Consider the following 24049-nt stretch of genomic DNA (forward strand, 5'->3'; position numbering starts at 1 on the left):
CTCACCCGACCAACCTCACTCAAGCCAGTCGACAGGCCTTGACTCACAAATCCCCATATGAGGGTGGGCAAAGGCGCGCTCTTCGCGCGCCGTGCCCACCATCGATGTCCGAGCTTGGAGAGGCGCGGTGGGCACACTTCGCTTTGCCCACCCTACGAGATATCGTGCCCCGGACGCAGCGCAACGCTCCTTCAGCGGTGCGCTGCAGAGCCCGGGGCCATCTCCACCGACTTGATCGCAGCATTCTGGGTCCCGGCTCGCGCTTTGCGCGTCCGGGACACGAGAAATCACACCGCCCGCACTCTCACCCGCAACCCGTCCCGCGGCTTCGGGATCGGCCACATCTGCCAGTCCGGCTTGTAGCCGGGCTCCAGCGACACCTCGATGTTCTGCAGGAAGTGCCGCGCGAAGCATTTTGCCTGCATGTAGGCGAAGTGCAGGCCGAGGCACATATGGGCGCCGCCGCCGAACGGGACCCAGGCGAAGCGGTGGCGATTGCGCTGCGCCTCCTCGGTGAAGCGCAAGGGATCGAAACGATCCGGCTCCGGCCAGATGTCCTTCATGTGATGGGTATAGAGCGGATTGACGCCGACCGCGGTGCCGGCGGGAATCGTAAAACCCTTGAAGGTGAAGTCGCGCATGGCGCGGCGCGGCATCGAAGGCACCGGCGGCTTGATCCGCAGCGCTTCCTTGAACGCCATCTCGGACAGCGGCATCTTTTCGAGATCGTCGAAGCTGCTCGGCGCGCCCGGCGCGAGCCCGAGCGCGAGGACTTCCGCGCGCAGCCTGTCCTGCCAGTCCGGATTGGCGGCAAGCTCGCCGATGAAGGAGGTCAGCGACGATGTCAGCGTGTCGTGCGCCGCCATCATCAGGAAGCTCATGTGGTCGATGATGTCCTGCTCGGACAGCAGCGCGCCATCCTCATGGGTGGCGCGGCACAGTTGCGAGAACAGGTCATCGCCGCCATGATTGCCGCGGCGAAGCGGGATCTGTTCGCGGAAATAGGCGACGATGCGTTTGCGCCCCCTGACGCCGGCGGCCATCTGGGTGCCGGGCAGGGGACGGCGGATCGGGGCGACCGCGGCGGCGACCATGTCGACGAAGGCGCGGTTGATCTCGTCGACCTCCGGCCCGATATCGGCGCCGAGGAAGGACGCCGCAGCGAGATCCAGCGTGAGCTGCTTCATCGCGGGGTAGAGCTGCATCTCGCCGGGCTTGGCCTTCCACTGCGCGACTCGCGCGGAGATGCCGCGGTCGAGATCAGCGAGATAGGATTTCATCGGCCCGGACTTGAACGCGACCGACAGCGCCTTGCGGTGCAGCCGGTGCTCGTCGAAATCCAGCAGCATCAATCCGCGCGGAAACAACAGGCCGAGCACCTTGTTCCAGCCGTGGGTCGAGGAGAACAGCTTTTGCTGGTCGAACATCACCAGCTCGTTGGCCTCGGGCCCGAGCAGCACGACATTGGTCTCGCCGAACACATGGGTGCGGTAGACCGGGCCGTATTTGGCGCCGTTCGCCTCGATATGGCCCTTGGGATCGGCCAGCACCTGGAAGGTCTTGCCGATGATCGGCCATCCCTCGTCGCCGGGAATGTGCGTCAGCGCGTTGCGTTTGGGCGCGGTGAAGTCGGGCGCCGGTGCGGCAACATTCTGCATCGACATGACGATTGCTCCGGTTGGCAGGCTCCGCGAACATAGCACGATCTGGCCGCGATGAGCTGCGGTCGTCTTGCGCACAAAATCGTCACACTCACCGCCGTCGTCCCGGGGTCGCACCACACGCGCCCCGGGTCGACGGGCTGAGCAGTCCTACCGCTTCGCCGCTTCCTTCTGCAGATCCGGGGCGTTGACGGCGGGGATGGCGACGCGGCCGGGGCCGGTCATCTTCAGCGCCTCGGCGGCCTTTTCGTTCTCCATGATCTTGGCCATCACGGCCTGGCCCGCGCGTTCGAAGATGGCGCGGTTCTCGATCACGAATTTTTGCGACCTGCGCAGGCCGTCGATATAGCCGTTGATCTCGGGCACGACGTAGCGCGCCACCATGTCCCAGCTGCGGCGCGTGGCTTCCGGATTGGCCCAGTCGTGCACGAAGCCGATGATGGCGCCGACGCCGCCGGAGACCTGCATCACGTTCTTGATGGTTTTGACGAGATCGTCGGGCGTGCCGATGGTGGACGCCGCGCCCTCGACGAAGGCGGTCTTGTCCACGGCCTCGTCGGGCGAGGAGAACGCGGTCAGGCCCGGCCGCTGCAGCGTGCCGACATTATATTCGTTGTGCCAGCGCATCAGCCCGGCGCCGGCTTCCTTGCGCGCCTGCTCGCGGGTCTCGGCGATGTGGAAGGTCAGCAGCACGCGCCAGTCGGCACGGTCGACCTTCGTGCCGTGCTTCTTCGCGGCGTCCTCGGCGAACTGCCATTGCTGCTGCAGCGACATCAGCCCCTGCGTCGTCATCGAGCCCAGCGAGATGATGCCGATGCCGTATTTGCCGGCCAGCGTCATGCCGGAGGGCGAGATCTGCGAGGCCACGACGAACGGCATTTCCTCCTGCAGCGGCAGGATCTGCAGCGCGGCGTCGTTCATGGTGAACCAGTCGCTCCTGGCGGTGACGCGCTCACCGTTGAAGAGCCGGCGGATGACGCCGATGGCCTCGTCCTGGCGGTCGCGCTGCGTCATCGGGTCGATGCCGAGCGTGTGTGCGTCGGAAGCGAGCGCGCCCGGACCGGAGCCGAAGATGGCGCGGCCGCCGGTCATGTGGTCGAGCTGCACCATGCGCTGGGCAACGTTGTAGGGATGGTGATAGGGCAGCGACACCACGCCGGTGCCGAGCTTGATCCGCTTGGTGCGCTCGCCGGCCGCAGCCAGGAACATCTCGGGCGAGGCGATCATCTCCCAGCCCGAGGAATGATGCTCGCCGCACCAGAACTCGTCGTAGCCGAGCGCGTCGAGCTGCTCGACCAGGTCGAGATCGCGCCGGAATTGGAGCATCGGATGCTCCCCGATCGGGTGATGCGGGGCAAGGAAGGCTCCGAACTTCAGGCGCGCCATGGCGTTCTCTCCGGCTTTGATTTTCTATTTGTTGAGACGGCGAAGCTACGTGCCGGAGGCCGCGAACGCAATCGCGCGGTGTCCCGCGCGGCGGAATGCAGGCATGCGCTGAGTTGCTCCTCCTCCCTCTCCCCGTTCTTACGGGGAGAGGGTTGGGGTGAGGGGCTGCTTCAGCAAATTCGGTGGCAGTGCGACCCGCGGCAACTCCCCCTCACCCGGAATTCAAACGGCGTTTGAATTCCGGCCTCCCCTCGCAAACGGGGAGAGGCGAAACAGCCGCGCCTCGAACGAAGCACGCGAATCCTACCTCTGAGGTAATCGTGACACCGCGCGAGATCTGAAATCATCGGCACGATAATCCAGGGCCGCGCGCCGATGCATCAGATCGTCACACAACAGATTGATTCGACCCGCCGCTGGTGGGTGCTGGCCATCGTGGTGGCCGCCCAGTTCATGTTCGGCGTCGATGCCTTCATCGTGAACGTCGCCATTCCCACCATTGCGGTCGAGCTGAAGGCATCCCCCGCGCAGATCGAATCCGTGATCGCGATCTACCTGATCGCTTATGCCACGCTTGTCGTCACCGGTGGCCGGCTCGGCGATATCCACGGCACCAAGACTATCTTCCTGGCCGGCGTGCTCGGCTTCACGGCGACCTCGCTGTGGTGCGGGCTCGCGCAGTCCGGGGTGGAGCTGATCATCGCCCGGCTGGCGCAGGGCGCGACCGCGGCGCTGATGGTGCCCCAGGTGCTGGCGACGCTGCATCTGCTCTTTACGGACGAGACGCGCAGCCGAGCCTTCGCGATCTACGGCATCGTGCTCGGACTGGCCGGCGCCGCGGGCTTCCTGCTCGGCGGTCTGCTGGTGACGATCGACCTTGCTGGCACCGGCTGGCGTTCGGTGTTCTTCGTCAACGTGCCCTGCGGCCTCGTCATTACAGCTGCCGCCTGGCGCATCATGCCGTCGGTGCCGCGGCGATCAGGGACGAGGCTCGACATCAAGGGCAGCTTGGTCCTGTTCGCGGGATTGCTCTGCCTGATCGGCCCGCTGCTGTTTGGTCACGATGTCGGCTGGGCACCCTGGCTGTGGGCCGTGATGGCGGTCGGTGGCGTCGTCCTCGTAGCGTTCCTGAAGCTCGAGCACGCAGTCGCTCGTGCCGGCGGCATGCCTTTGATCGACCTCACGCTGCTGGCGGATGCCGCTTTCCTGCGCGGGCTTGGCGCCGCCTTCTTCTTCTTCCTTGCCAATCTTTCCTTCTACCTCGTCATGACGCTGTTCATGCAGCGCGGCCTGAAGATCCCGCCGCTCTCAGCCGGCATGGCCTTCGTCCCGCTTGCGCTCGCTTTCGTCGTGGCCTCGCGCCACAGCGGCGCGCGGGCGCGTCATCGCGGCACCAAGGTGTTGATCGACGGCTGCGCGCTGCAGATCGCAGGCCTCGCCGCGCTCGCGCTTGTTGCAGCCTTTAACGATGCACCATCGCCGCTTCTGCTCGCGTTCGTCATGATCATCTTCGGCTACGGTCAGGGATTGGTGATGGCGCCGCTCTCCGGCGCGGTGCTCTCGACCGTCAAGCCTGTCGCCGCAGGCTCTGCGTCCGGCATCTACGGCACGACGGCGCAGATCGGAAATGCGGCCGGAGTGGCCGCAATCGGCGCGGTGTTCTTCGCGGTCAATGCCCTGCAATCAGCGCGCGCAGGATTTCTGGTCTCGCTTGCGCTGTTTGTGACATTAATCATGATCTGTGCCGCATTTCTGTCGTGGATGCGTCGCGCATCTGCGTGAAGTCGAGGCATTGCGGTTAATTCGTGCGGATTTCGGCGAGATTTCCCGTGATTTTCGTGGATGGACGGCGCACGGTCTTTTTATTTTGCAATGCAGCAACTATCTGGTTTGGCTGAACGTTGAAAGCCGCCCACCAGGAAATTGCCGTGTCGTTAGCCAAAAATGTTGATCTGTTGAGACGTCTGCCGAGGCTGGACGGTCTGCGCTTTGCCGAACTCGGCCGCAGCGCGGATGCGTCCAGTCCATTGCAAGAGGTCACCGGCTTCGGCGACAACCCGGGGGCCCTGCGCATGTTCACGTTCGTGCCGGCGCAGTTGCAGAAGCCGCGCGCGCTGGTTGTCGTGCTGCATGGCTGCGGGCAGACGGCAGCGGGCTACGATCTCGGCGCGGGCTGGTCGACGCTCGCCAAGCACTATGGCTTCGCGCTGCTGATGCCCGAGCAGCAGCGGATCAACAACGGCAACACCTGCTTCAACTGGTTCAACCCGGAAGATACGGCGCGGGACAGTGGCGAGGCGCATTCGATCCGCGAGATGATCGCGCACATGGCCGAGGCGCATCGCATCGATCCCAGGCGCGTCTTCATCACCGGCCTGTCTGCCGGCGGCGGCATGACGTCGGTGATGCTCGCGACCTATCCGGAAGTCTTCGCGGCCGGCGCGGTCATCGCCGGATTGCCTTACGGTATCGCCTCGAATTTGCGCGAGGCACTAGACGGCATGTTTCATTCCCCGGTGCGTCCCGCAAGCGAGCTCGGCGATCTCGTGCGCAATGCCTCGGATTACCGCGGCCCCTGGCCGAAGGTCTCGGTGTGGCATGGCAGCGCCGACCGCACCGTCAATCCCGGCAATGCCAACGAGATCGTCAAGCAGTGGCTCGATCTGCACGATCTGCCGGAGGCGCCGATGGCGGAGACCAATGTCGACGGCTATCCGCGCCAGGCCTGGTGGGGCAAGGACGGCGAGACGCTGGTCGAGTCCTACGCCATCACCGACATGGCGCACGGCACGCCGCTTGGGCTGGCCGACAACGACCAGCGCTATGGCGTCGAAGGCGCATTCCTGATCGAGGCCGGCATTTCCTCGTCCTATCACATCGCAAAGTTCTTCGGCCTCACCGGCTGGATTGCAGATGCCGCAAAGGCGGAGGCCAAGCCTACAAGCAAGTCTACAAGCAAGCCTGTAGCGCAGCCGGCACTGACGCCCGCGCCGCATCTCGCCCGCTCGATCCGCACGGCGGTCGCCGAACAGCCGGCCGAGCCGACGCGCGAGGAGGCTCGCAGCTTCGATCTCGGCCAGATCATCACGCGCGCACTGACCGCCGCGGGATTGATGAAGTAGTTCAGGCCGTCTGACCGATCCACTCGATCGGCGTCACCGTCACCTCGCCGCCAGCGACCTTCCGCGTCATCTCCTGATAGGCTTTGAAGAAGTCGCGCGATTGCAGCGCTTTTTGCGCGGCATCGTCAGCGACGCTGGCGAGATGGAAATAGCTGCCGTCGTCGCGATTCTTCAAGACGCGATAGCCGATCCGGCCCGCCAGCTCGGGATCGCCGTCGATCGCCTTGATGAAGCGGCCGACCTCTTCGTGCCAGGCGTCCGTCGTGCCGTTCCTGAATTCATATCTGATCATGAAGTGCTTCATGTGACGCTCCCTGTTCGTCGTGTGCGTCATCATCTGCGGCTTGCAAGCGATCCTGCAAGTATGGACAAAATTGATAGTATGGACTTTTTCGACGTTGCTCCTATCCTCGCGTGAGGCGTGGCTAACGCGTGGAGGAGACGACATGGCGAAGGCGAACCCGGCGCGCACCTGTCCGGTCGCGGCGTTTCAGAAGATGATCAGCGGCAAGTACAAGCTGCGCATCGTCTGGGACCTCAAGGACGGCCCGCGCCGCTATGGCGAGATCCGCAGCGGCCTTTTGCGCGGCACGGAGGGCAGCGCCGAGATCACCCCGCGCGTGCTCAGCCGCGAATTGAAGGCCCTGACCGCGAGCGGCCTGATCGACCGCAAGGATTTCGGCGAAGTGCCGCCGAAGGTCGAGTATCGCCTGACCCGCAAGGGCAAGAGCTTCGTGCCCGTCGTCGCGGCGATCCGCGACTGGGGGGATCGTCACCTCAGTGAGACGGTGGCGCTTGTGGACGCGGCAGAATAAAAGCTCACATCTCGCCGGTGATGAACGGATTGGTCATCCGTTCCTGGCCGATGCTGGAGCCGGCGCCATGGCCGCAGATGAAGCCGACGTCATCGCCGAGCGGCAGCAGTTTCGTCAGGATCGAGTTGATCAGCGTCGCGTGACTGCCACCGGGCAAATCGGTGCGCCCGACCGAGCCGGCGAACAGGACGTCGCCGACATGGGCGAAGCGCAGCTCCTTGTTGAAGAACACCACGCTGCCGGGCGAGTGGCCCGGGCAGTGAAAAATATCGAACTGCAAGCTGCCGATCGACACGCTATCGCCTTCGGCGAGCCAGCGGTCCGGCGCGAAATTGCGCACGCCGGTCATGCCGAAGCGCGCGCCGCTTTCGACCACATTGTCGAGCAGGAACTTGTCCGCTTCATGCGGCCCCTCGATCGGCACCTTCAGTGCATCGCGCAGATCGGCGGCACCGCCGACATGATCGATATGGCCGTGGGTCAGCCAGATCTTCTCCACGGTGACGCCGGTCTGCTTGATCGCGTCCAGGATCTTCGGCACGTCGCCGCCGGGATCGATCACCACGGCCTTCTTGCTGGGCTCGTCCCAGATGATGGTGCAGTTCTGCTCGAACAGCGTCACGGGAACGATGATCGCGCCGGCCTTGGATTGCGAAGAGTCTTGGGTGTCATTTTGCTCGGTCATGGCGCCACAATGCCGATTTTTGCCATGCCGCCAAGCAAAAGATTCGGCCAAAGACCTGGAGTGGAGCCTGGAACAATCACGCCCGCCGTCACACGGCCGTCCCAATTGGCTCGCCAATTTGAACCGGGGCGCTGCTGTCGCGTTCTTCCGCCCGAGGCGCAGATTTATGGATGGGTTCTCCAGCATGGCTCAGAGCGACAGCAACTGGTGGCGCGACGGCATCTTCTATCAGGTCTACCCGCGCTCCTTTCAGGATTCGAACAATGACGGCGTCGGCGATCTCGCCGGCATTCTGCGGCGGCTGCCTTACGTCAAATCGCTCGGCGTCGATGCGATCTGGCTGTCGCCGATCTTTCCCTCGCCGATGGAAGATTTCGGCTACGACATCTCCGACTATACCGGCATCGAGCCGCTGTTCGGCACGATGGAAGATTTCGATGCGCTGATCGCGGCCGCCCACGACAACGGCCTGAAGCTGATCCTCGACCTCGTGCCGAACCACACCTCGGACCAGCATCCCTGGTTCGTCGAGAGCCGCGCCTCGCGCGACAATCCCAAGCGCGACTGGTACATCTGGCGCGATCCGGCACCCGACGGCGGGGTGCCGAACAACTGGCTGTCCGAGTTCGGCGGCAGCGCGTGGCAGTTCGACGAGACCACGGGGCAGTATTATTACCACGCCTTCCTCGCCCAGCAGCCGGACCTGAACTGGCGCAATCCGGACGTCCGCGCCGCGATCTACGACGTGATGCGGTTCTGGCTCGACAAGGGCGTCGACGGCTTTCGCGTCGACGTGATCTGGCACCTGATCAAGGATGCCGAATTCCGCGACAACCCGCCCAATCCGCATTACGTCGAGGGCCGGCAGCCGAACGAAAGGATCATGACGCAATACTCCACCGACCAGCCGGAGGTGCATGACGTGATCGCCGAGATGCGGCGCGTCACCGATGAATTCGAAGCCCGCGTGCTGATCGGCGAGATCTATCTGCCGCTGCACCGTCTCATGGCCTATTACGGCAACGACCTCACCGGCGCGCAGATGCCGTTCAATTTCGCGCTGCTCTTGACCTTCTGGAGCGCACGCTCGATCGAGAAGATCATCGAGGATTACGAGAAGGCGCTGCCGCGCGGGGCTTGGCCGAACTGGGTGCTCGGCAATCACGACCGCCCGCGGGTCGCAAGCCGCGTCGGGCCGGAGCAGGCCCGCGTCGCCGCCATGCTGCTGCTGACGCTGCGCGGCACGCCGACGCTCTATTACGGCGACGAGATCGGCATGCATCAGGTAGCCATCGCGCCGGAGGATATCCGCGATCCCTTCGAGAAGAACGTGCCCGGCATCGGCGTCGGCCGCGACGGCTGCCGCACGCCGATGCAGTGGGATGCGACCGAATTCGCCGGCTTCTCGGCGGCGCGGCCGTGGCTGCCGCTGCCGCTGCATTATGTGCGCGACAATGTCGTCAATCTCGAAGCCGATGCGCGCTCGATCCTCAGCCTCTACAAACGCCTGATCACCCTGCGGAAGAGCAATCGGCCGTTGGTCGCGGGCGATTATCATCCGATCGCGGCGCAAGGCGATCTCCTGATCTATCGCCGCGAAGCCGAGGGGCAGACGGTGATCGTGGCGCTCAATCTCGGCCCCGATCCGGTCGCGGTGACGACGAGTGCGATACGTTTCGGCAGCAGCATACTGCTGTCGACGTTCCTGGATCGCGAGGACGAGCGCATTGAAGGCGTGCTGGATTTGCGTGGCAATGAGGGGGTAATCGTCGCTCCGCCCTAGCTGTCGGACAAGCGCAGCGCAGATCCGGGACCCATCACCACAGGGAGTTGTTTTGCGAAGACTCGGAGTGATCAGCGCGCCCCACACTTCTCCCTGTGATTATGGGTCCCCGCTTTCGCGGGGACGACAGCGTAGGGTACGGCTGCGGTGGAGTATAGCGATGCGTAGATGCTCTTACCCCGGATGCTTCTTCCCTCTCACCGTAGTCCCGTCGATATCGCTCCGCTTCAGCAGATAATCCAGCCCGCCGACGCGGTACCAGCGATAGCCATACGGCTCCAGCACGATTCGGTGCTGGCCGCGCTTGTCGGCGTGGCTGTGGTCCTCCGCGAGCAGATTGATCAGGTGCGCGCCGGCCTCGTCCGGCAGCCCGACCGAGAACGCGATCTCGCGCGGCTTCTCGTCGAGATTATGCACGAACAGCACCGAATTGTTGCGCCAGTCGTAGCGCATGATGAACACGGCGGGATCGCGCACCGGAATGATCGCGAAGTCGCCCCAGCCGATTTCAGGCACTTCCTTGCGCATGCGGACGATGCGCTCGGTCCAGTTCAGCATCGAGTTGGGATCGCGCCGCTGCTTGGCGACGTTGACGTGCGGGTAACCGTAAGGCCCCTTGTCGATCACCGGGCAGGCCGGCTTGTTGCTCTTGGTGAAGCCACCATGCGGTTCGGTCGACCATTGCATCGGCGTGCGCGCGCAATTGCGTTCCGGCAATGAGAGGTCGTCGCCCATCGCGATCTCGTCGCCATAGCGGATCACGGGCGTTCCCGGCAGCGTGCACATCAAGCTGTAGGCGAGCTCGAGCCGCCGGCGGTCGCCGCCGAGCATCGGCGCGAGGCGCCGCCTGATGCCGCGGTCGTACAGCTGCATATCCTTGTCGGGGCCGAAATTCCTGAACACGGTGTCGCGCTGCGCCTTGGTCAGCCGTCCCAGATCGAGCTCGTCGTGATTGCGCAGGAACAGGCCCCATTGCGCGGTCGCCGGCCGCGGCTTGGTTGCCTTCAACGCTTTCGCCAGCGGCCGCGAATCTGCGGAGGCCAGCGCATAGAACAGGTGCTGGTTGACGTGGAAGTTGAACATCATGTGCATGCGGTCGGCGTCGCGGCCGAAATATTCCATGTCCGTCTTCGGCAGCACGTTGGCTTCGGCGAGGATGATGGCGTCGCCCTGCCGCCATTGCAGGAATTCGCGGAACGCGCGCAGCATGTCGTACTGCTCGACCGGCTTCTTCACCTTCGCACCCTTGGTCGCGATCACGAAGGGCACGGCGTCCATGCGGAAGCCGGAGACGCCGAGCTGGATCCAGAACCCCATGATCTTCAGGATCTCGGCCTGCACATGCGGGTTCGACGTGTTGAGGTCGGGCTGGAAATCGTAGAAGCGGTGGAAGTAATACGCGCCCGCTTCCTTGTCGCGCGTCCATGTCGATTTCTGCACGCCGGGAAACACCATGCCCTTGTTGGCACCGGCCGGCTTCTTGTCGGACCACACATACCAGTCGCGGTATGGCGAGGTCTTGTCGCGCCGCGCCTCCTTGAACCAGTGATGCTGATCCGAGGTGTGGTTGACGACGAGGTCGATGATGATCCGGATGCCGCGCTGCTTGCAGCCATGGGCGAACTCGACGAAATCGCCGAGCGTGCCGTAGCGGGCATCGACGCTGTAATAATCGGCGATGTCGTAGCCGTCGTCGCGGCCCGGTGAGGTCTGGAACGGCATCAGCCAGATCGTGGTGATGCCGAGGCCGTGCAGATAGTCGAGCCGGCGGAGCAGGCCCTTGAAGTCGCCGACGCCGTCGCCGTTGGCGTCCATATAGGAGCCGACGGAGAGGCAGTAGATCACGCCGTTCTTGTACCAGAGATCGTCGATCATTCGCGCAGCCTCGGTGGTTCCGCCGAGGTGCGGCGGCTGCGTGATAAGTGCGTGGGGGAGGGGAGGTTCCGTTCGTTCGCTGTCATCATAGCTCGCGCTCCGCGCGCCCCGGAATGACGAATGGAGAGAGTGTCCGCCCCAAACGGAATCGGCTATCTTCCCTCCATGGACAATCCCGCCCGCAACATCGCCCTGGTGCCGCCGCCCGATCGTCGCCAGTCGGAAACGGCGCTCGCGGTCGCGCGTGGCACCGCGCGGCTGCTGAGTTCGCTCGGCTTTACCTGTATCAGCGAATTGCCGCTGCCCTCGGGCCGGCGCGCCGACCTCGTGGCGCTGAACGAGCGCGGCGAGATCTGGATCGTCGAGATCAAATCGTCGGTGGAGGATCTGCGGGCCGACCAGAAATGGCACGAGTACCGCGCCCATTGCGACCGGCTGTTCTTCGCCTTCACGCAAGATCTGCCGTGCGAGATCTTTCCGGAAGGCACTGGCCTGATCATCGCGGATGCCTATGGCGCGTACCTGCATTGCGAAGCGCCCGAGCACAAGCTGCCGGCGCCGACACGCAAGCAGATGACGGTGCGGTTTGGGATGGCGGCGGCCTTGCGCATCAACCGCCTGGTCGATCCGCAGGGGCACGCGGAATTTTGGGAGTAGGACGGTCTCGTGTCCCGGACGCGCTGCAGCGTTCTTACGCTGCTGCGCAGAGCCGGGACCCAGGAGGCTGCGGCAATCGCTGCAACATGGGCCCCGGCTCTGCAGCGCAACGTCGAAGAGACGCTGCGCTGCGTCCGGGGCACGTGCTGCCGTAGGGTGGGCAAAGCGAAAGCGTGCCCACCAAACTTATCGGTGAAATTCGGAAAGAAACGTGGGCACGGCGCGTCGCGCCTTTGCCCACCCTACGAGACTATCAACGCGGCGCGCGCTTGGCCAAAATGCGCTGCAAGGTTCTGCGGTGCATGTTGAGCCGCCGTGCCGTTTCCGAGACGTTGCGGTTGCACATCTCGTAGATGCGCTGGATGTGCTCCCAGCGGACGCGGTCGGCCGACATCGGGTTGGTCGGCAGCTCGGATTTCTCCGCGCTGGTCGACAGCAGCGCCGCGACGACGTCGTCGGCATCCGCCGGCTTGGAGAGATAATCGATCGCGCCCATCTTCACCGCGGTGACGGCGGTGGCGATGTTGCCGTAGCCGGTCAGCACGATCGCACGCGCATCCGGGCGCTTCTTCTTCAGCGCCGAGACCACGTCGAGGCCGTTGCCGTCGCCGAGCCGCAAATCCACCACGGCGAATGCCGGCGCTGCCTTGCCGATCTGCGCAAGACCATCCGAGACGGTGTCGCATGACGTCACCGCAAAGCCGCGCGTTTCCATGGCGCGCGACAACCGCTCCAGGAACGGCTTGTCGTCCTCCACGATGAGCAGCGAGCGGTCGGTCTGTTCGTTCAGTTCGGCGATGGCGTTCAAGGTTTTGTCCTCTCTCCAACGCGACTACATATGGCCTCGCAATCGGGCGGTGCCAAGGCCGCCGATAGTCGATCGGCCCTGTTGTGCGACGCAAGGTCGCGGCCTATCCTATTGTTTCTTCGAGGCTCTCGATAGCCTCAAAACGCTGTCGCGGCCATGTGATCTGCACCACCGCGCCGTGTTCCGGAAAGATCCGGTTGGTAAACAAGACCTTGGCGCCGGTGCGTTCCAGCAAGGTGCGCGCGATGAACACGCCCAATCCGAGACCGCGTCGCTCGCCGCCGCCGTCATCCGTATTTCGGCGCCGCGAGAGATAAGGCTCGCCGATCCGGTTCAGGATGTCGGGCGGAATGCCGGGGCCGTCGTCGGAGATTAGAAGCTCGATCGTGTCCTTGTTCCACCACGCGTTCACCTCGACGGTGGTATGGGCGAAATCGACCGCGTTCTCGACGATGTTGCCGACGCCGTAGAGGATCGCCGGATTGCGCGAGCCGACCGGCTCGGACACGGCGGCGACCGCGATCCGCACCTTGATCTCGACACCGAAATCGCGGTGTGGGGCGACCACCTCCTCGATCAGCTCCGACAGCTTCATGCGGTCGAACGGCGCACCGGTGGAGGAGAGCTGGGTGATCTTGCTCAATATGTCGCGGCAGCGCTGGGTCTGCTCGCGCAGCGTCTTCAGGTCGGCGGCAAAGCTGGCGTCCTTCACCGTCTTTTCCAGCTCGCGCGAGATCAGGAAGATCGTCGCGAGCGGCGTGCCGAGCTCGTGCGCGGCCGCAGCGGCGAGGCCGTCGAGCTGGGTCAGATGCTGCTCGCGTGTCAGCACCAGCTCGGTCGCGGCCAGCGCATCCGCAAGCTTGCGCGCCTCCTCGGTCACCTGGAACGAATAGAGGCTGGTGACGCCGATCGCGAGCACGATCGAGAGCCAGACGCCGACGAGGTAGATCGGCGGCAGCACCAGGGGATCATCGGAATCCCAGGGCAGCGGCAAATGGAAGAAGAACAACACCGAGGCGCAGGCTACCGCGAGCACGCCGAGGCCGAACGTGAAGCGCGCCGGCAGCGCCGTGGCCGAGATCAGCACCGGCGCCAAGAATAGGAACGAGAACGGGTTCTGCAGTCCGCCGGTGAAGTACAACAGACCGGCTAGTTCCACGATGTTCAGCGCGAGCAGTCCGGCCGCCTGCATCGGCTCCAGGCGCTGCATCGGATTGGCCGCGGTCTGGAGCGCCAGATTGAGTGCCGCCGACAAGGCGATGATGCTGACGCAGGGGACGATCTCGACGTTGAATTCCAACCCCTGCGCCACGATGAAGATCGCGGCGAGCTGGCCCAGCACCGCCAGCCAGCGCAGCCGCAGGATCGTGTCCAGGCGGATATGCCGCTGCGCGTGGCGAAACTCGGAAGCAGCAATTTCAGTCATATCGGCCAATGGGATGCCTTCCAGATCACAAACGCTGGGCTCGCGGAACCACCGGATTACAAGCCTTGCGCTATCCGCTGCAATAGCAGAAGAACGACCAGCATGACCGAGAATGACAAGGCTTCAAGTCGGCCGACTGTCGCGGAGCGCAGCTCGTCCGCGGCGATCGCGGTCGAGCACCTCGTCAAGATCTACAAGCAGACCCGCGCGGTCGACGACATCTCCTTTTCGCTGCCGCGTGGCACCATCACCGGGCTTCTGGGCGGCAACGGCGCCGGCAAGACAACGACCATCGCGATGATCATGGGCCTGGTGCTGCCGACCTCCGGCCGCGTGCAGGTGCTCGGTCACAGGATGCCCGAGGAGAGCGCTTCCGTGCTGGGGCGGATGAATTTCGAGAGCCCCTATGTCGACATGCCGATGCGGCTCACGGTGCGGCAGAATCTCACCGTGTTCGGCAAGCTCTATGCGGTGAAGAACCTCGCCGGCCGCATCGCCGAGCTCGCGGACGATCTCGATCTCACCGAATTCATCGACCGCGCCAACGGCAAGCTGTCCGCCGGGCAGAAGACCCGGGTCGCGCTCGCCAAAGCGCTCATCAACCGGCCCGAGCTGCTGCTGCTGGACGAGCCGACCGCCTCGCTCGATCCGGATACCGCCGACTGGGTGCGGGCGCATCTGGAGCGTTATCGCAAGGACAACAACGCCACCATCCTCCTGGCTTCGCACAACATGCTCGAGGTCGAGCGGCTCTGCGATCGTGTCATCATCATGAAGCGCGGCCGCATCGAGGACGACGACACGCCCGAGGCGATCATGGCGCGCTACAACCGCACCACGCTGGAGGAGGTGTTTCTGGACGTCGCGCGCGGCCGGGTGAACGGTGCGAAGGAGGCGGCAAGGTGAGGAGGCTCTCTCGTCCCGATCGCACCCTGTATAGATTACCGTCATTCCGGGCTCGCGACTATGTCGCGCCCCGGGATGACAGCTACGCGGTGCTGCCATGACCGACCTCACCCTCCACCACGGCATCTCCATCCACCGCATCGGTGCGATGATCCTGCGCTACTGGTACCTCCTGCTGTCGTCCTGGCCGCGGCTGCTCGAACTGCTGTACTGGCCGGCGCTGCAGGTCATCACCTGGGGCTTCATCCAGTATTACATCGCCGAGAATTCCAATTTCTTCGCGCGCGCCGGCGGCACGCTGATCGGCGCCGTCATCCTCTGGGACATCCTGTTCCGCGGGCAGCTCGGCTTCTCCATCTCGTTCCTGGAGGAGATGTGGGCGCGCAACATCGGCAACCTCATGATGAGTCCCTTGAGGCCGATCGAGTTTCTGCTGTCGCTGATGGTCATGAGCCTGATCCGGCTTGCGATCGGGATCATTCCGATGACCTTGCTCGCGCTGTTCATGTTTCACTTCAATGTCTATGCCCTGGGCCTGCCGCTGATCGCATTCTTCTGCAATCTGATCTTCACGAGCTGGTCGGTCGGCATCTTCGTGTCGGGTCTCGTGCTGCGAAACGGGCTCGGCGCCGAGAGCATCGTCTGGACCCTGATGTTCGCGATCCTGCCGCTTGCCTGCGTCTACTATCCCGTCAGCGTGTTGCCGGCCTGGCTGCAATACGTCGCTTGGGCGTTGCCGCCGACCTATGCCTTCGAGGGGATGCGCGCGCTGCTGATCGAAAACACCTTACGCGCCGACCTGATGCTGGAGGCGCTGGCCATCAACGCCGTCTTTCTGGTTGCATCTTTTGCATCATTCCTTGCCCTTTTGCGCAGCGCCAAACGGCACGGCTCGCTGCTGTCGGGCGGTGAATAACGTCACTTTCCCGTGGATTCAGGCTGGTTTAGCCGCTTCGGCTCCGTAGATGTACGGAACCATGCATTGACGCAATATTGCGCATTCGGCAGTATGCTGCGATGCGAAGAGGGATATAGCGATGCCTATTGGTGAGTTCGGCGGCGCACCGCCCCTGGCTGCAGAAGGCAGTCCGGTCCTGACGACGCCGATGTACTGGATGTACGAGATGGCGCACGCCTCTCTCAATCCGGCACGTGCGGTCACTGACGCGACCAAGCTGCTGTTCCAGAATCCTCTCAACCCCTGGGCGCGCACCGAGGTCGGCAAGTCGGTTGCCGCGGCCTGCGAATTGTTCGAGCGCACCACGCGCCGCTACGGCAAGCCGGAATGGGGCCTCGACGACACCGAGGTCAACGGCATCCGCGTCCCCGTCGAGGTCCGCTCGGTCTGGGAAAAGCCGTTCTGCCGGCTGCTCTACTTCGATCGCAAGTTCGCTCGTCCCCTGCGCAGCCCGCAGCCGCGCGTGCTGATCGTGGCGCCGATGTCCGGCCACTACGCGACGCTGCTGCGCGGCACGGTCGAGGCCTTCCTGCCCGCGCATGAGGTCTACATCACTGATTGGGCCGACGCCCGCATGGTGCCGCTCAGCGATGGCCGCTTCGATCTCGACGATTACATCGACTACGTCATTGAGATGCTGCACGTCCTCGGCGGCAACACCCATGTCATGGCGGTGTGCCAGCCCTCCGTGCCCGTCGTCGCCGCCGTCTCGATCATGGAAGCGCGGCGCGATCCCTTCGTGCCGACCTCTATGACGCTGATGGGCGGCCCGATCGACACCCGTCGCAACCCGACGGCGGTGAACAATCTCGCCCAGGAGCGCGGTATCGACTGGTTCCGCAACCACGTCATCACCAAGGTGCCGTTCCCGCACCCCGGCATGATGCGCGACGTCTATCCGGGATTCCTGCAGCTCAACGGCTTCATCAGCATGAATCTCGACCGGCACATGGACGCCCACAAGCAGCTCTTTGCCCATCTGGTGAAGGGCGACGGCGACCTCGTCGACAAGCATCGCGAGTTCTATGACGAATATCTCGCGGTGATGGACCTCTCCGCCGAGTATTACCTGCAGACGGTCGACACCGTTTTCGTGAAACACTCGCTGCCGAAGGGTGAGATGACCCATCGCGGAACACGCGTGGACCCCTCCAAGGTCACGCGCGTGGCGTTGATGACGGTCGAAGGCGAGAACGACGACATCTCGGGTCTCGGTCAGACTGAAGCAACGCACGCATTGTGCAGCTCGATCCCCGATCATCGCCGCGTTCATTACGTCCAGAAGGGCGTCGGACATTACGGCGTGTTCAACGGCTCGCGCTTCAAGTCGGAAATCGTTCCGCGAATCCATGACTTCATGGTCTCAGCTGCGAATCCCAGCTCATTGCAGGCTCTCGCGGCCGAATAACCTTCGTTTTCGGCTTTCCCGTCGAAAATTCAGGCCCCGCCGGAGGCTTCGGCGGGGTCTGGTTCTGTTCAGATTCGCGGTATTTAGGTAGCTTTATAGGAGTGAGTCCTCCCTCACCCCTTGGGGGTGCCGCATGCGTCCAGCGGGGGCGAAAAAAGCCGGTTCCAACCCCAGTCTGTAGGGTCTCCCGGACGTCAGACCGCTGTATATTGGGCAAATGATTTGTTTTTGCGCCGAGCGCTTTCCCTGGCGGCGGTTATGGCAGAATCCGGGCGCCCTCCTGCCCCCCGGACTGACAGACATGGCCACTCGCGCTCTCCTCTATCGGCGGCCCCACGAACCGAAGACCCTCGTCATCACCCACGGATCGCAGTTTTTTGCCATCCGATTGCGCCGGCACCGCCGCGCGCGCCGCTACACGCTGAGAATTCACCCCAGCGATCGCGAAGCCATCCTCACCATGCCGCCCCGCGGCACGCTGGCCGAAGCAAAAGACTTCGCGCAGCGCCACGGTGCGTGGATCGCGGCGCGCCTCGGTCGCTTGCCGAAGGCCGCGCCGTTCCAGTCGGGCACGGTGATACCGCTGCGCGGCACGTCGCATCGCATCGTTCATCGCGCCGGCGCGCGCGGCACGGTGTGGACCGAGACGCGCGATAGCGGCGAACGCATCCTCTGCGTGGCCGGCGGGCTCGAGCATGTCGATCGCCGCGTCAGCGATTTCCTCAAGCGCGAGGCGCGCCGCGACCTGCAGCGTTCGGCGGAGGCTTACGCCTCCGAGCTCGGGGTCAGGGTCAAGCGCCTCTCGATCCGCGATCAGTCCAGCCGCTGGGGTTCCTGCACCTCGGCCGGCTCGCTGTCGTTCTCCTGGCGCCTGATCCTCGCACCGCCCTTCGTGCTCGACTACCTCGCCGCGCACGAGGTCGCTCACCTCGTCGAGATGAACCACTCGGCGCGGTTCTGGCGCGTGTGCGGAAAAGTCTGCCCGTCGATGGAGCGCGCCAAGAAGTGGCTCGATACCTACGGCAACGATCTGCACCGGTATGGGGTCGAGGATTAATCCTCCCCGCCAGCCAGGCAAACGCTGTCGTCGCCCGGCCTGCCGTCTTCGCTAATGCTTCGCCGGCCGAGCACCACTGTGGGCCCGGTGTAGCCTTGCGGAGACGGGACCGGGCGACCCAGTACGCCGCGGCAGCCGTTATGAATCTCGATGTCTCTGGAATACTGGATTCCCCGCCTTCGCGGGGAATGACAGTTGAGAATGAGGCGGCTTCAGGCTGCGCTCACGCGCTGACATCCGCACTCGTCCCCGCTTGCGCGTGTGAGGCCAGATACGACGATTGCCGCTGCGCGCTGGCCTTCTGGCCCTCCGCCAGCATCGCCTGGAAGGCTGCGTCGAGTTGCTCGCGGCTGTAGCTCGTGGAGCTGCTTTCACGCGGTGTCCATTGCGATTGCGTGATCGCGGTGGGAGCCTTTTCGACGGTGCCGCCGAGCAGCCTCGCGTAATTGTCGGCCCGCCACTGCGCCAGAGCCGGTCCACTCAGGCCGGGAGGATCCTCGAGCTTGCCGATCTTCGCGGCCGCCGCGTTGGTCATCGTCGAGGAGCCGCCATTATAGAGCGTGGCCACCACCTTGCCGCCGACTTTCACCTGCGCGTATGTGTTTTCAGGCGCATCGTCCGAAACGGCCGGTTGAGTTGCGCTCGCACCGTGGGTCATCAGCCAGTTTGTCGCCATCAGGTCGCGCAGAACCGGATCATCCGCCACCGATATCGGCTTCGCTCCTTGCAGCGGCTTCACCTGGGAGACGTCAACGCGGAAGCCGTTGGTCGCCGCGTCTGTCGCCTCTGACACGATCGGCTGGAGACCGGATGCCGCATTTGAAGCGGACGTCGACGCGGGCCGCAGATGCGGCAGCGCCACGCTGGATAGATTTGAAATCATGGAACGCTCCCAGACACTCGCTCAACTTATGAGAGCAAATCCCGGGCCGCTGACGGGAGCTTGAAGGGATTGGAGTTTTTGCTTTCGGCGAGCTGCGGTCCGCGGAGAATCTTGCCGCGATAGGCAGGACTTGCCGAAGCGGTGGAGCTGATTTCCGGGCGCGTGCTTCAGGCGTCTGTGCTGCCCACGCAAGCCGTTGATTTCGTTATCTTCAGCTACTGTGCATGGGGTTGTTTTCGCAGTTTTTGTTTTGAGGTCATGGAGACCTCAGCCCGAGCCTATCGGTTCCCACCGAACAGCCGGTCCATCAGCCAGCCGTCGAGCCCCGCCGCCGCTTCCGGCCGGGCATTGGCGCGTGTCGGCGGTGGGCGATAGCCGCCGTTGCTGGCGGGGGCCGGCCCGGGCGCTGCCACCGTCGGCGGCGATACCTGCGAAGCCGCCTGCGCGAGGTTCGACAGGCCCCAGCCGCCTTGTGTGCTCGGCAACGCCGCGACCGGAACGCCTTCGTGCGCCGTCTTCATGAAGCGCGACCACACTTCGACCGGCAAACCGCCGCCGGTTGCCTTCTTGGTCGGCGAATTGTCGTCATTGCCGAGCCAGACGCCGGTGACGAGGCTCGCGGTGTAGCCGATGAACCAGGCGTCGCGGTAATCTTGGCTGGTGCCGGTCTTGCCGGCCGCCGGCCAGCCGGGGATCTCGGCCTTCTTGGCGGTGCCTGATATCAGCGTCTCCCGCATCATCGCGTTCATCATGCCGACATAGCGGGGGTCGATGACCTGATTGCGCTCCTCAGGCTGGCGCATGTAGAGCAGCTTGCCGCCCAGCGTCTTGATCCGCGTGACGACATGCGGTGCCACCGCGAGACCGCCATTGGCGAAGGGCGCATAGGCGCCGACCAGCTCGACCACCGAGACTTCGGAGGTGCCGAGCGCGATCGAGGCGTTGGGCTCGAGCTTGGAGGAGATGCCGAGCCGGTGCGCGGTACGCACCACGTTCTTCGGCCCGACCTCGAGGCCGAGACGGATCGCGACCGTGTTGAGCGACATCGCCAGCGCCTGCGTCAGCGTCACCGCGCCGAAATATTCATGGGTGTAGTTCTCGGGTCGCCAGCCCTTGACCTCGATCGGCGCGTCCTGGCGCATCGTATCAGGCGTCAGCCCCTGCTCGAGCGCGGTCAGATAGACGAACGGCTTGAACGAGGAGCCCGGCTGGCGTTTCGCCGTCACCGCGCGGTTGTACTGGCTCTCGGAATAGTTCCGCCCGCCGACCAGGGCGCGCACCGCGCCGTCGGGCGTCATCGCCACCAGCGCGCCCTGGCTGACATTGAACTTCACGCTCTTGGCCGCGAGCTCGTCGATGATGGCGGCTTCCGCCACGCTCTGCAGTTTCGGATCAATCGTGGTCTCGACCTTGATGCTCTCGTCGATCTGGCCGACCAGATCGTCCAGCACCTCGCCGATCCAGTCGGCAACGTAATTGACGGTGCCGGCGCCGACCGGTTTCACATTGTAGGAGGGATGGCCGATCGAGGCCTGCGCCTGCGCGTCCGTGATGAACTTTGCATCCGCCATCGCCGCAAGCACGATTTGCGCGCGCGCCTCGGCGCCTTCGGGGTTGCGGTTCGGCGCAAGGCGCGAGGGCGATTTGACGAGACCGGCCAGCATCGCGGCCTCGGCGACCGTGACGTTCTTCGCCGACTTGCCGAAATATTTCTGCGCCGCGGCTTCGACGCCATAGGCGCCCGAGCCAAAATAGACGCGGTTGAGATAGAGCTCCAGGATCTCGCTCTTGGTGTGCTTGCGCTCAAGCCAGATCGCGAGCTCCACCTCCTGCAGCTTGCGCTGCATGGTGCGTTCCTGGGTCAGGAACAGGTTCTTGGCGAGCTGCTGCGTCAGCGTCGAGCCGCCCTGCGAGACGCCGCGATGCATGACGTTGGTGACGAGGGCGCGCAGGATGCCGATCGGGTCGATGCCGAAATGCGAATAGAAGCGCCGGTCCTCGATGGCGATGAACGCCTTCGGCAGATACGGCGGCAAATCCTTCAGCGAGACATTGGCGCCGGCCATCTCGCCGCGCTGCGCCAGCATGCTGCCGTCGATGCCGACGATCTGGATCGTCGGCGGCCGCTTGGGAATCTCCAGCGACTGGATCGGCGGCAGATGGGCGCCGACATAGATGACGACGCCGATCACGGCGATCGCGCCCCACAGGCCGAGCACCGCGCCCCAATAGACCAGGCGGCCGATGCTGGCGCCAATACGTGACTTCGACCGGCGCTTGGCACCGCTGCGGCTGGCTGGCGCCTTGCGCTCGCGCGGCGGCTCGTCACCGGACTCCTCGCTCTTGCGCTTGGCGGATGATTTCGTTGTTTTCTTCGGCTTGTCGTCGCCGCCGGGGATGCGGTCCGCCGCGGTCAGGCGCAGATCGGCGAGCGCCGCGGGCAAGCCGAACAGCGGCTCCTTCCGCCCACCCTTTTTCTTTCCCCACGCCATACGCAAAAACGCCCGGTCAGCCCGCCCCGCCGCACGCTAGCGGTCGCTGTTTAAGGCCCGGTTACCCAGACCTTAACGCGCGATTAGGAGGTGCGGCATTCGCCCGCCGCAGTTCCGCTGATTGCGCGCCGGAGCTAGGATCGCCGGCACAAAACACGAGGAAACACGCAGAGGAAACCCACATGGGCCATATCGATCCGACCAAGGAGATCTTTGCGCAATTCCGGGAGAACGACCGTCCCGGGCCGATCCACATGCTCAATCTGGTGCGTCTGCGCAAGGAGGCGGCCTATCCGGACGGCCGCAAGGCAAGCGGCGCCGAAGCCTACGCGGCCTATGGCCGCGAGAGCGGCCCGGTGTTCGAACGCCTCGGCGGCCGCATCGTCTGGCAGGGCAAGTTCGAGCTGATGCTGATCGGTCCGCAGGAGGAGCGCTGGGACCATTGCTTCATCGCCGAATATCCTGATGTCGGAGCCTTCGTGGAGATGATCCGCGATCCCGTCTACCGCGAGGCGGTCAAGCATCGCCAGGCAGCGGTCGAGGACTCGCGGCTGATCCGGCACGCCGTGCTGCCGATCGGGAAGAATTTTGGAGAGATACCGGAGTAGCTCGTAGGGTGGGTTAGCGTGGCGGCTGCGCAAAGCGCAGTCCGCCGGGCGTAACCCACCGCTTTGGTCTCCGCGGCTGCAGAAGTGGTGGGTAACGCCTGCGGCTAACCCACCCTACGAGACTTCACTAACCCGCCGGACCCGCATCCTCCAGGATCGGGCCGAACAGCTCCCAGCGCTCGCCGTTGAACTTCATCATCTGAAGCTGCTTGTTGACGCGGTAGTCGGTCGCCGAGGTGTTGGCCTTGATGCCGGGTAGCGCGATGTCGCCGATGAAGTCCTTCAGCGACGCGGCCTGCTTCATGACGTTCTCGCGCGTCAGGTTGTCGCCGCACTGCTTCAGCACGTGCACCAGCAGCTGGGCGGTGCCGTAGCCATAGGTGTTGAAGCTCGAATCCTTGTCGCCGTCAGGATAGTACTTCGCCATGAAGTCGAAATATTTCTTCATGCCGGCATCGTCCTTCCAGGCCGGATCGAGCGGATCCTTGCCGTAGTTGACGCTGATCACGCCCTTGGACGCCTCGAGGCCCGCCGGCTTCATCACCGCGCCGACCGAGGTGGCGTTGATGTCGACGATCTGCACCGGATGCCAGCCCATCTCCGCGATCTTCTTGATCGCCTGCGCGGCCTGCTTCGGCGTGGTCGCGCTGAAGAACAGATCGGCGCCGGCATCCTTGATCTTGAGAATCTGCGAGTCGATGGTCGGATCGGAGACTTCGTAGGACGCTTCCGTCACGATCATCTTGCCAGCCTTGTCGCCGAGGCCGGCCTTGATGCCGTTCAGATAGTCCTTGCCGAGATCGTCGTTCTGATAAAGCACGCCGATCTTGGCGTTGGGATGCTCCTTCAGGACGTACTGGCCGTAGATGCGGCCCTCGACGAAATAGTTCGGGTTGTAGCCCATGGTCCAAGGGAAGTTCTTCGGATCGGTGAACTTCGAGGCGCCGGTGGCGGCGAACAGCTGCGGCACCTTCTTGGAGTTGAGATATTTCTGCACGGCTGCGTTCGACGGCGTGCCGACGATCTGGAAGGTCAGCAGCACCTCGTCGCTCTCGACGAGCTTGCGCACCTGCTCCACCGCCTTTGGCGGCGAATAGGCGTCGTCATACTGGATCAGGTTGATCTTGCGGCCGTTGATGCCGCCCTGGTCGTTGATCATCTTGAAATAGGCGGCCTGCGTCTTGCCGATCGTGGCATAGGCCGATGCCGGCCCCGAGAACGGCACGGTTTGTCCGACCTTGATCTCGGTGTCGCTGGCGCCCGGATCATATTTCTTCTGGGCATTGGCCGCTGAAATCGACAGCGCCAGAGCAAGCGCCGTGGCCAGATGCAGCTTTCCATTCCTCATTCGCAATTCCCTCAGTCTGTTTTTGCCGATGATCTGCCGGCCGCACGGTGCGTCCGATGCCATCGCTGAGGGCGAGTGTGGAGGAACGATTGTTGCGACGCAAGGTGGGCGTTCGTAGGGTGGGTTAGCCTTGCGGGCTGCGCGAAGTGCAGTCCGCTGGGCGTAACCCAC

The 24049-nt window shown here is 64.1% G+C and carries 20 protein-coding genes; 10 read left to right on the forward strand and 10 right to left on the reverse strand.

Going from position 1 to position 24049, the window contains the following annotated elements:
- Positions 1-287 precede the first annotated feature (287 nt).
- A complete protein-coding gene (locus RAD04_RS26650) occupies positions 288-1664 on the reverse strand; it encodes a cytochrome P450 (RefSeq protein ID WP_461626162.1) in 1377 nt (458 codons plus the stop codon).
- 147 nt (positions 1665-1811) lie between these two features.
- On the reverse strand, positions 1812-3047 hold the full coding sequence (locus tag RAD04_RS26655) for an LLM class flavin-dependent oxidoreductase (RefSeq protein WP_461626163.1): 1236 nt from the start codon (positions 3045-3047) through the stop codon (positions 1812-1814).
- A 375-nt stretch (positions 3048-3422) separates the two neighbouring features.
- Between RAD04_RS26655 and RAD04_RS26660 the strand changes: the two genes are divergently transcribed.
- Together RAD04_RS26660 and RAD04_RS26665 are read left to right on the forward strand one after the other, a co-directional pair.
- Positions 3423-4829 carry an MFS transporter gene (locus RAD04_RS26660; protein WP_461626164.1) on the forward strand — a complete coding sequence of 469 codons (1407 nt, stop codon included), beginning with the start codon at positions 3423-3425 and terminating at the stop codon, positions 4827-4829.
- 146 nt (positions 4830-4975) lie between these two features.
- Positions 4976-6169, forward strand: coding sequence for an extracellular catalytic domain type 1 short-chain-length polyhydroxyalkanoate depolymerase (locus RAD04_RS26665; protein WP_461626165.1), 1194 nt, complete (start codon positions 4976-4978; stop codon positions 6167-6169).
- A gap of 1 nt (position 6170) precedes the next feature.
- Here RAD04_RS26665 and RAD04_RS26670 read toward each other — a convergent pair whose 3' ends face one another.
- The gene (locus RAD04_RS26670) at positions 6171-6473 is read right to left on the reverse strand and encodes a hypothetical protein (protein WP_461626166.1); all 303 of its coding nucleotides are present in this window, start codon (positions 6471-6473) and stop codon (positions 6171-6173) included.
- A 142-nt stretch (positions 6474-6615) separates the two neighbouring features.
- On the opposite strand from RAD04_RS26670, the gene RAD04_RS26675 reads away from it, so the two are divergent.
- Positions 6616-6984: a winged helix-turn-helix transcriptional regulator gene (locus RAD04_RS26675; protein WP_461626167.1), complete on the forward strand. Its 369-nt coding sequence runs from the start codon at positions 6616-6618 to the stop codon at positions 6982-6984.
- A gap of 4 nt (positions 6985-6988) precedes the next feature.
- On the opposite strand, the gene RAD04_RS26680 is transcribed toward RAD04_RS26675, so the two are convergent.
- A complete protein-coding gene (locus tag RAD04_RS26680) occupies positions 6989-7669 on the reverse strand; it encodes an MBL fold metallo-hydrolase (RefSeq protein WP_461626168.1) in 681 nt (226 codons plus the stop codon).
- Positions 7670-7853: 184 nt separating this feature from the next.
- On the opposite strand from RAD04_RS26680, the gene RAD04_RS26685 reads away from it, so the two are divergent.
- Entirely contained in the window at positions 7854-9452 is a 1599-nt protein-coding gene (locus RAD04_RS26685; RefSeq protein ID WP_461626169.1) for an alpha-amylase family glycosyl hydrolase, read from the forward strand.
- 174 nt (positions 9453-9626) lie between these two features.
- On the opposite strand, the gene RAD04_RS26690 is transcribed toward RAD04_RS26685, so the two are convergent.
- A complete protein-coding gene (locus RAD04_RS26690) occupies positions 9627-11327 on the reverse strand; it encodes an alpha-amylase family protein (protein WP_461626170.1) in 1701 nt (566 codons plus the stop codon).
- Positions 11328-11492: 165 nt separating this feature from the next.
- Between RAD04_RS26690 and RAD04_RS26695 the strand changes: the two genes are divergently transcribed.
- Positions 11493-11984, forward strand: a complete 492-nt coding sequence (locus RAD04_RS26695) for an MmcB family DNA repair protein (RefSeq protein WP_461626329.1) — start codon at positions 11493-11495, stop codon at positions 11982-11984.
- Between the two features lie 253 nt (positions 11985-12237).
- Here the strand turns inward: RAD04_RS26695 and RAD04_RS26700 are convergent, their stop codons facing one another.
- Together RAD04_RS26700 and RAD04_RS26705 are read right to left on the reverse strand one after the other, a co-directional pair.
- Positions 12238-12792: an ActR/PrrA/RegA family redox response regulator transcription factor gene (locus RAD04_RS26700; protein ID WP_008141807.1), complete on the reverse strand. Its 555-nt coding sequence runs from the start codon at positions 12790-12792 to the stop codon at positions 12238-12240.
- 103 nt (positions 12793-12895) lie between these two features.
- Complete coding sequence (locus RAD04_RS26705) at positions 12896-14218, reverse strand: ActS/PrrB/RegB family redox-sensitive histidine kinase (protein WP_461626330.1); 1323 nt, start codon at positions 14216-14218, stop codon at positions 12896-12898.
- Positions 14219-14320: 102 nt separating this feature from the next.
- Between RAD04_RS26705 and RAD04_RS26710 the strand changes: the two genes are divergently transcribed.
- From RAD04_RS26710 to RAD04_RS26725, 4 genes are all read left to right on the forward strand, one after another.
- Entirely contained in the window at positions 14321-15124 is an 804-nt protein-coding gene (locus RAD04_RS26710) for an ABC transporter ATP-binding protein (protein WP_461626171.1), read from the forward strand.
- A 97-nt stretch (positions 15125-15221) separates the two neighbouring features.
- A complete protein-coding gene (locus tag RAD04_RS26715) occupies positions 15222-16040 on the forward strand; it encodes an ABC transporter permease (RefSeq protein ID WP_461626172.1) in 819 nt (272 codons plus the stop codon).
- A 121-nt stretch (positions 16041-16161) separates the two neighbouring features.
- Positions 16162-17490 carry a polyhydroxyalkanoate depolymerase gene (locus tag RAD04_RS26720; RefSeq protein ID WP_091964546.1) on the forward strand — a complete coding sequence of 443 codons (1329 nt, stop codon included), beginning with the start codon at positions 16162-16164 and terminating at the stop codon, positions 17488-17490.
- 217 nt (positions 17491-17707) lie between these two features.
- Positions 17708-18547, forward strand: a complete 840-nt coding sequence (locus tag RAD04_RS26725; RefSeq protein ID WP_461626173.1) for a M48 family metallopeptidase — start codon at positions 17708-17710, stop codon at positions 18545-18547.
- Between the two features lie 223 nt (positions 18548-18770).
- On the opposite strand, the gene RAD04_RS26730 is transcribed toward RAD04_RS26725, so the two are convergent.
- Both RAD04_RS26730 and RAD04_RS26735 read right to left on the reverse strand, forming a co-directional pair.
- On the reverse strand, positions 18771-19430 hold the full coding sequence (locus RAD04_RS26730) for a hypothetical protein (protein WP_461626174.1): 660 nt from the start codon (positions 19428-19430) through the stop codon (positions 18771-18773).
- Between the two features lie 278 nt (positions 19431-19708).
- Entirely contained in the window at positions 19709-21922 is a 2214-nt protein-coding gene (locus RAD04_RS26735) for a transglycosylase domain-containing protein (protein ID WP_461626175.1), read from the reverse strand.
- 182 nt (positions 21923-22104) lie between these two features.
- Here RAD04_RS26735 and RAD04_RS26740 point away from each other — a divergent pair, with 182 nt between their 5' ends.
- The gene (locus tag RAD04_RS26740) at positions 22105-22530 is read left to right on the forward strand and encodes a DUF1330 domain-containing protein (RefSeq protein ID WP_461616256.1); all 426 of its coding nucleotides are present in this window, start codon (positions 22105-22107) and stop codon (positions 22528-22530) included.
- Positions 22531-22657: 127 nt separating this feature from the next.
- On the opposite strand, the gene RAD04_RS26745 is transcribed toward RAD04_RS26740, so the two are convergent.
- Positions 22658-23878, reverse strand: coding sequence for an ABC transporter substrate-binding protein (locus tag RAD04_RS26745; RefSeq protein ID WP_165637666.1), 1221 nt, complete (start codon positions 23876-23878; stop codon positions 22658-22660).
- Positions 23879-24049: the final 171 nt, after the last annotated feature.

It is taken from the genome of Bradyrhizobium sp. 25ACV, from assembly GCF_054863005.1.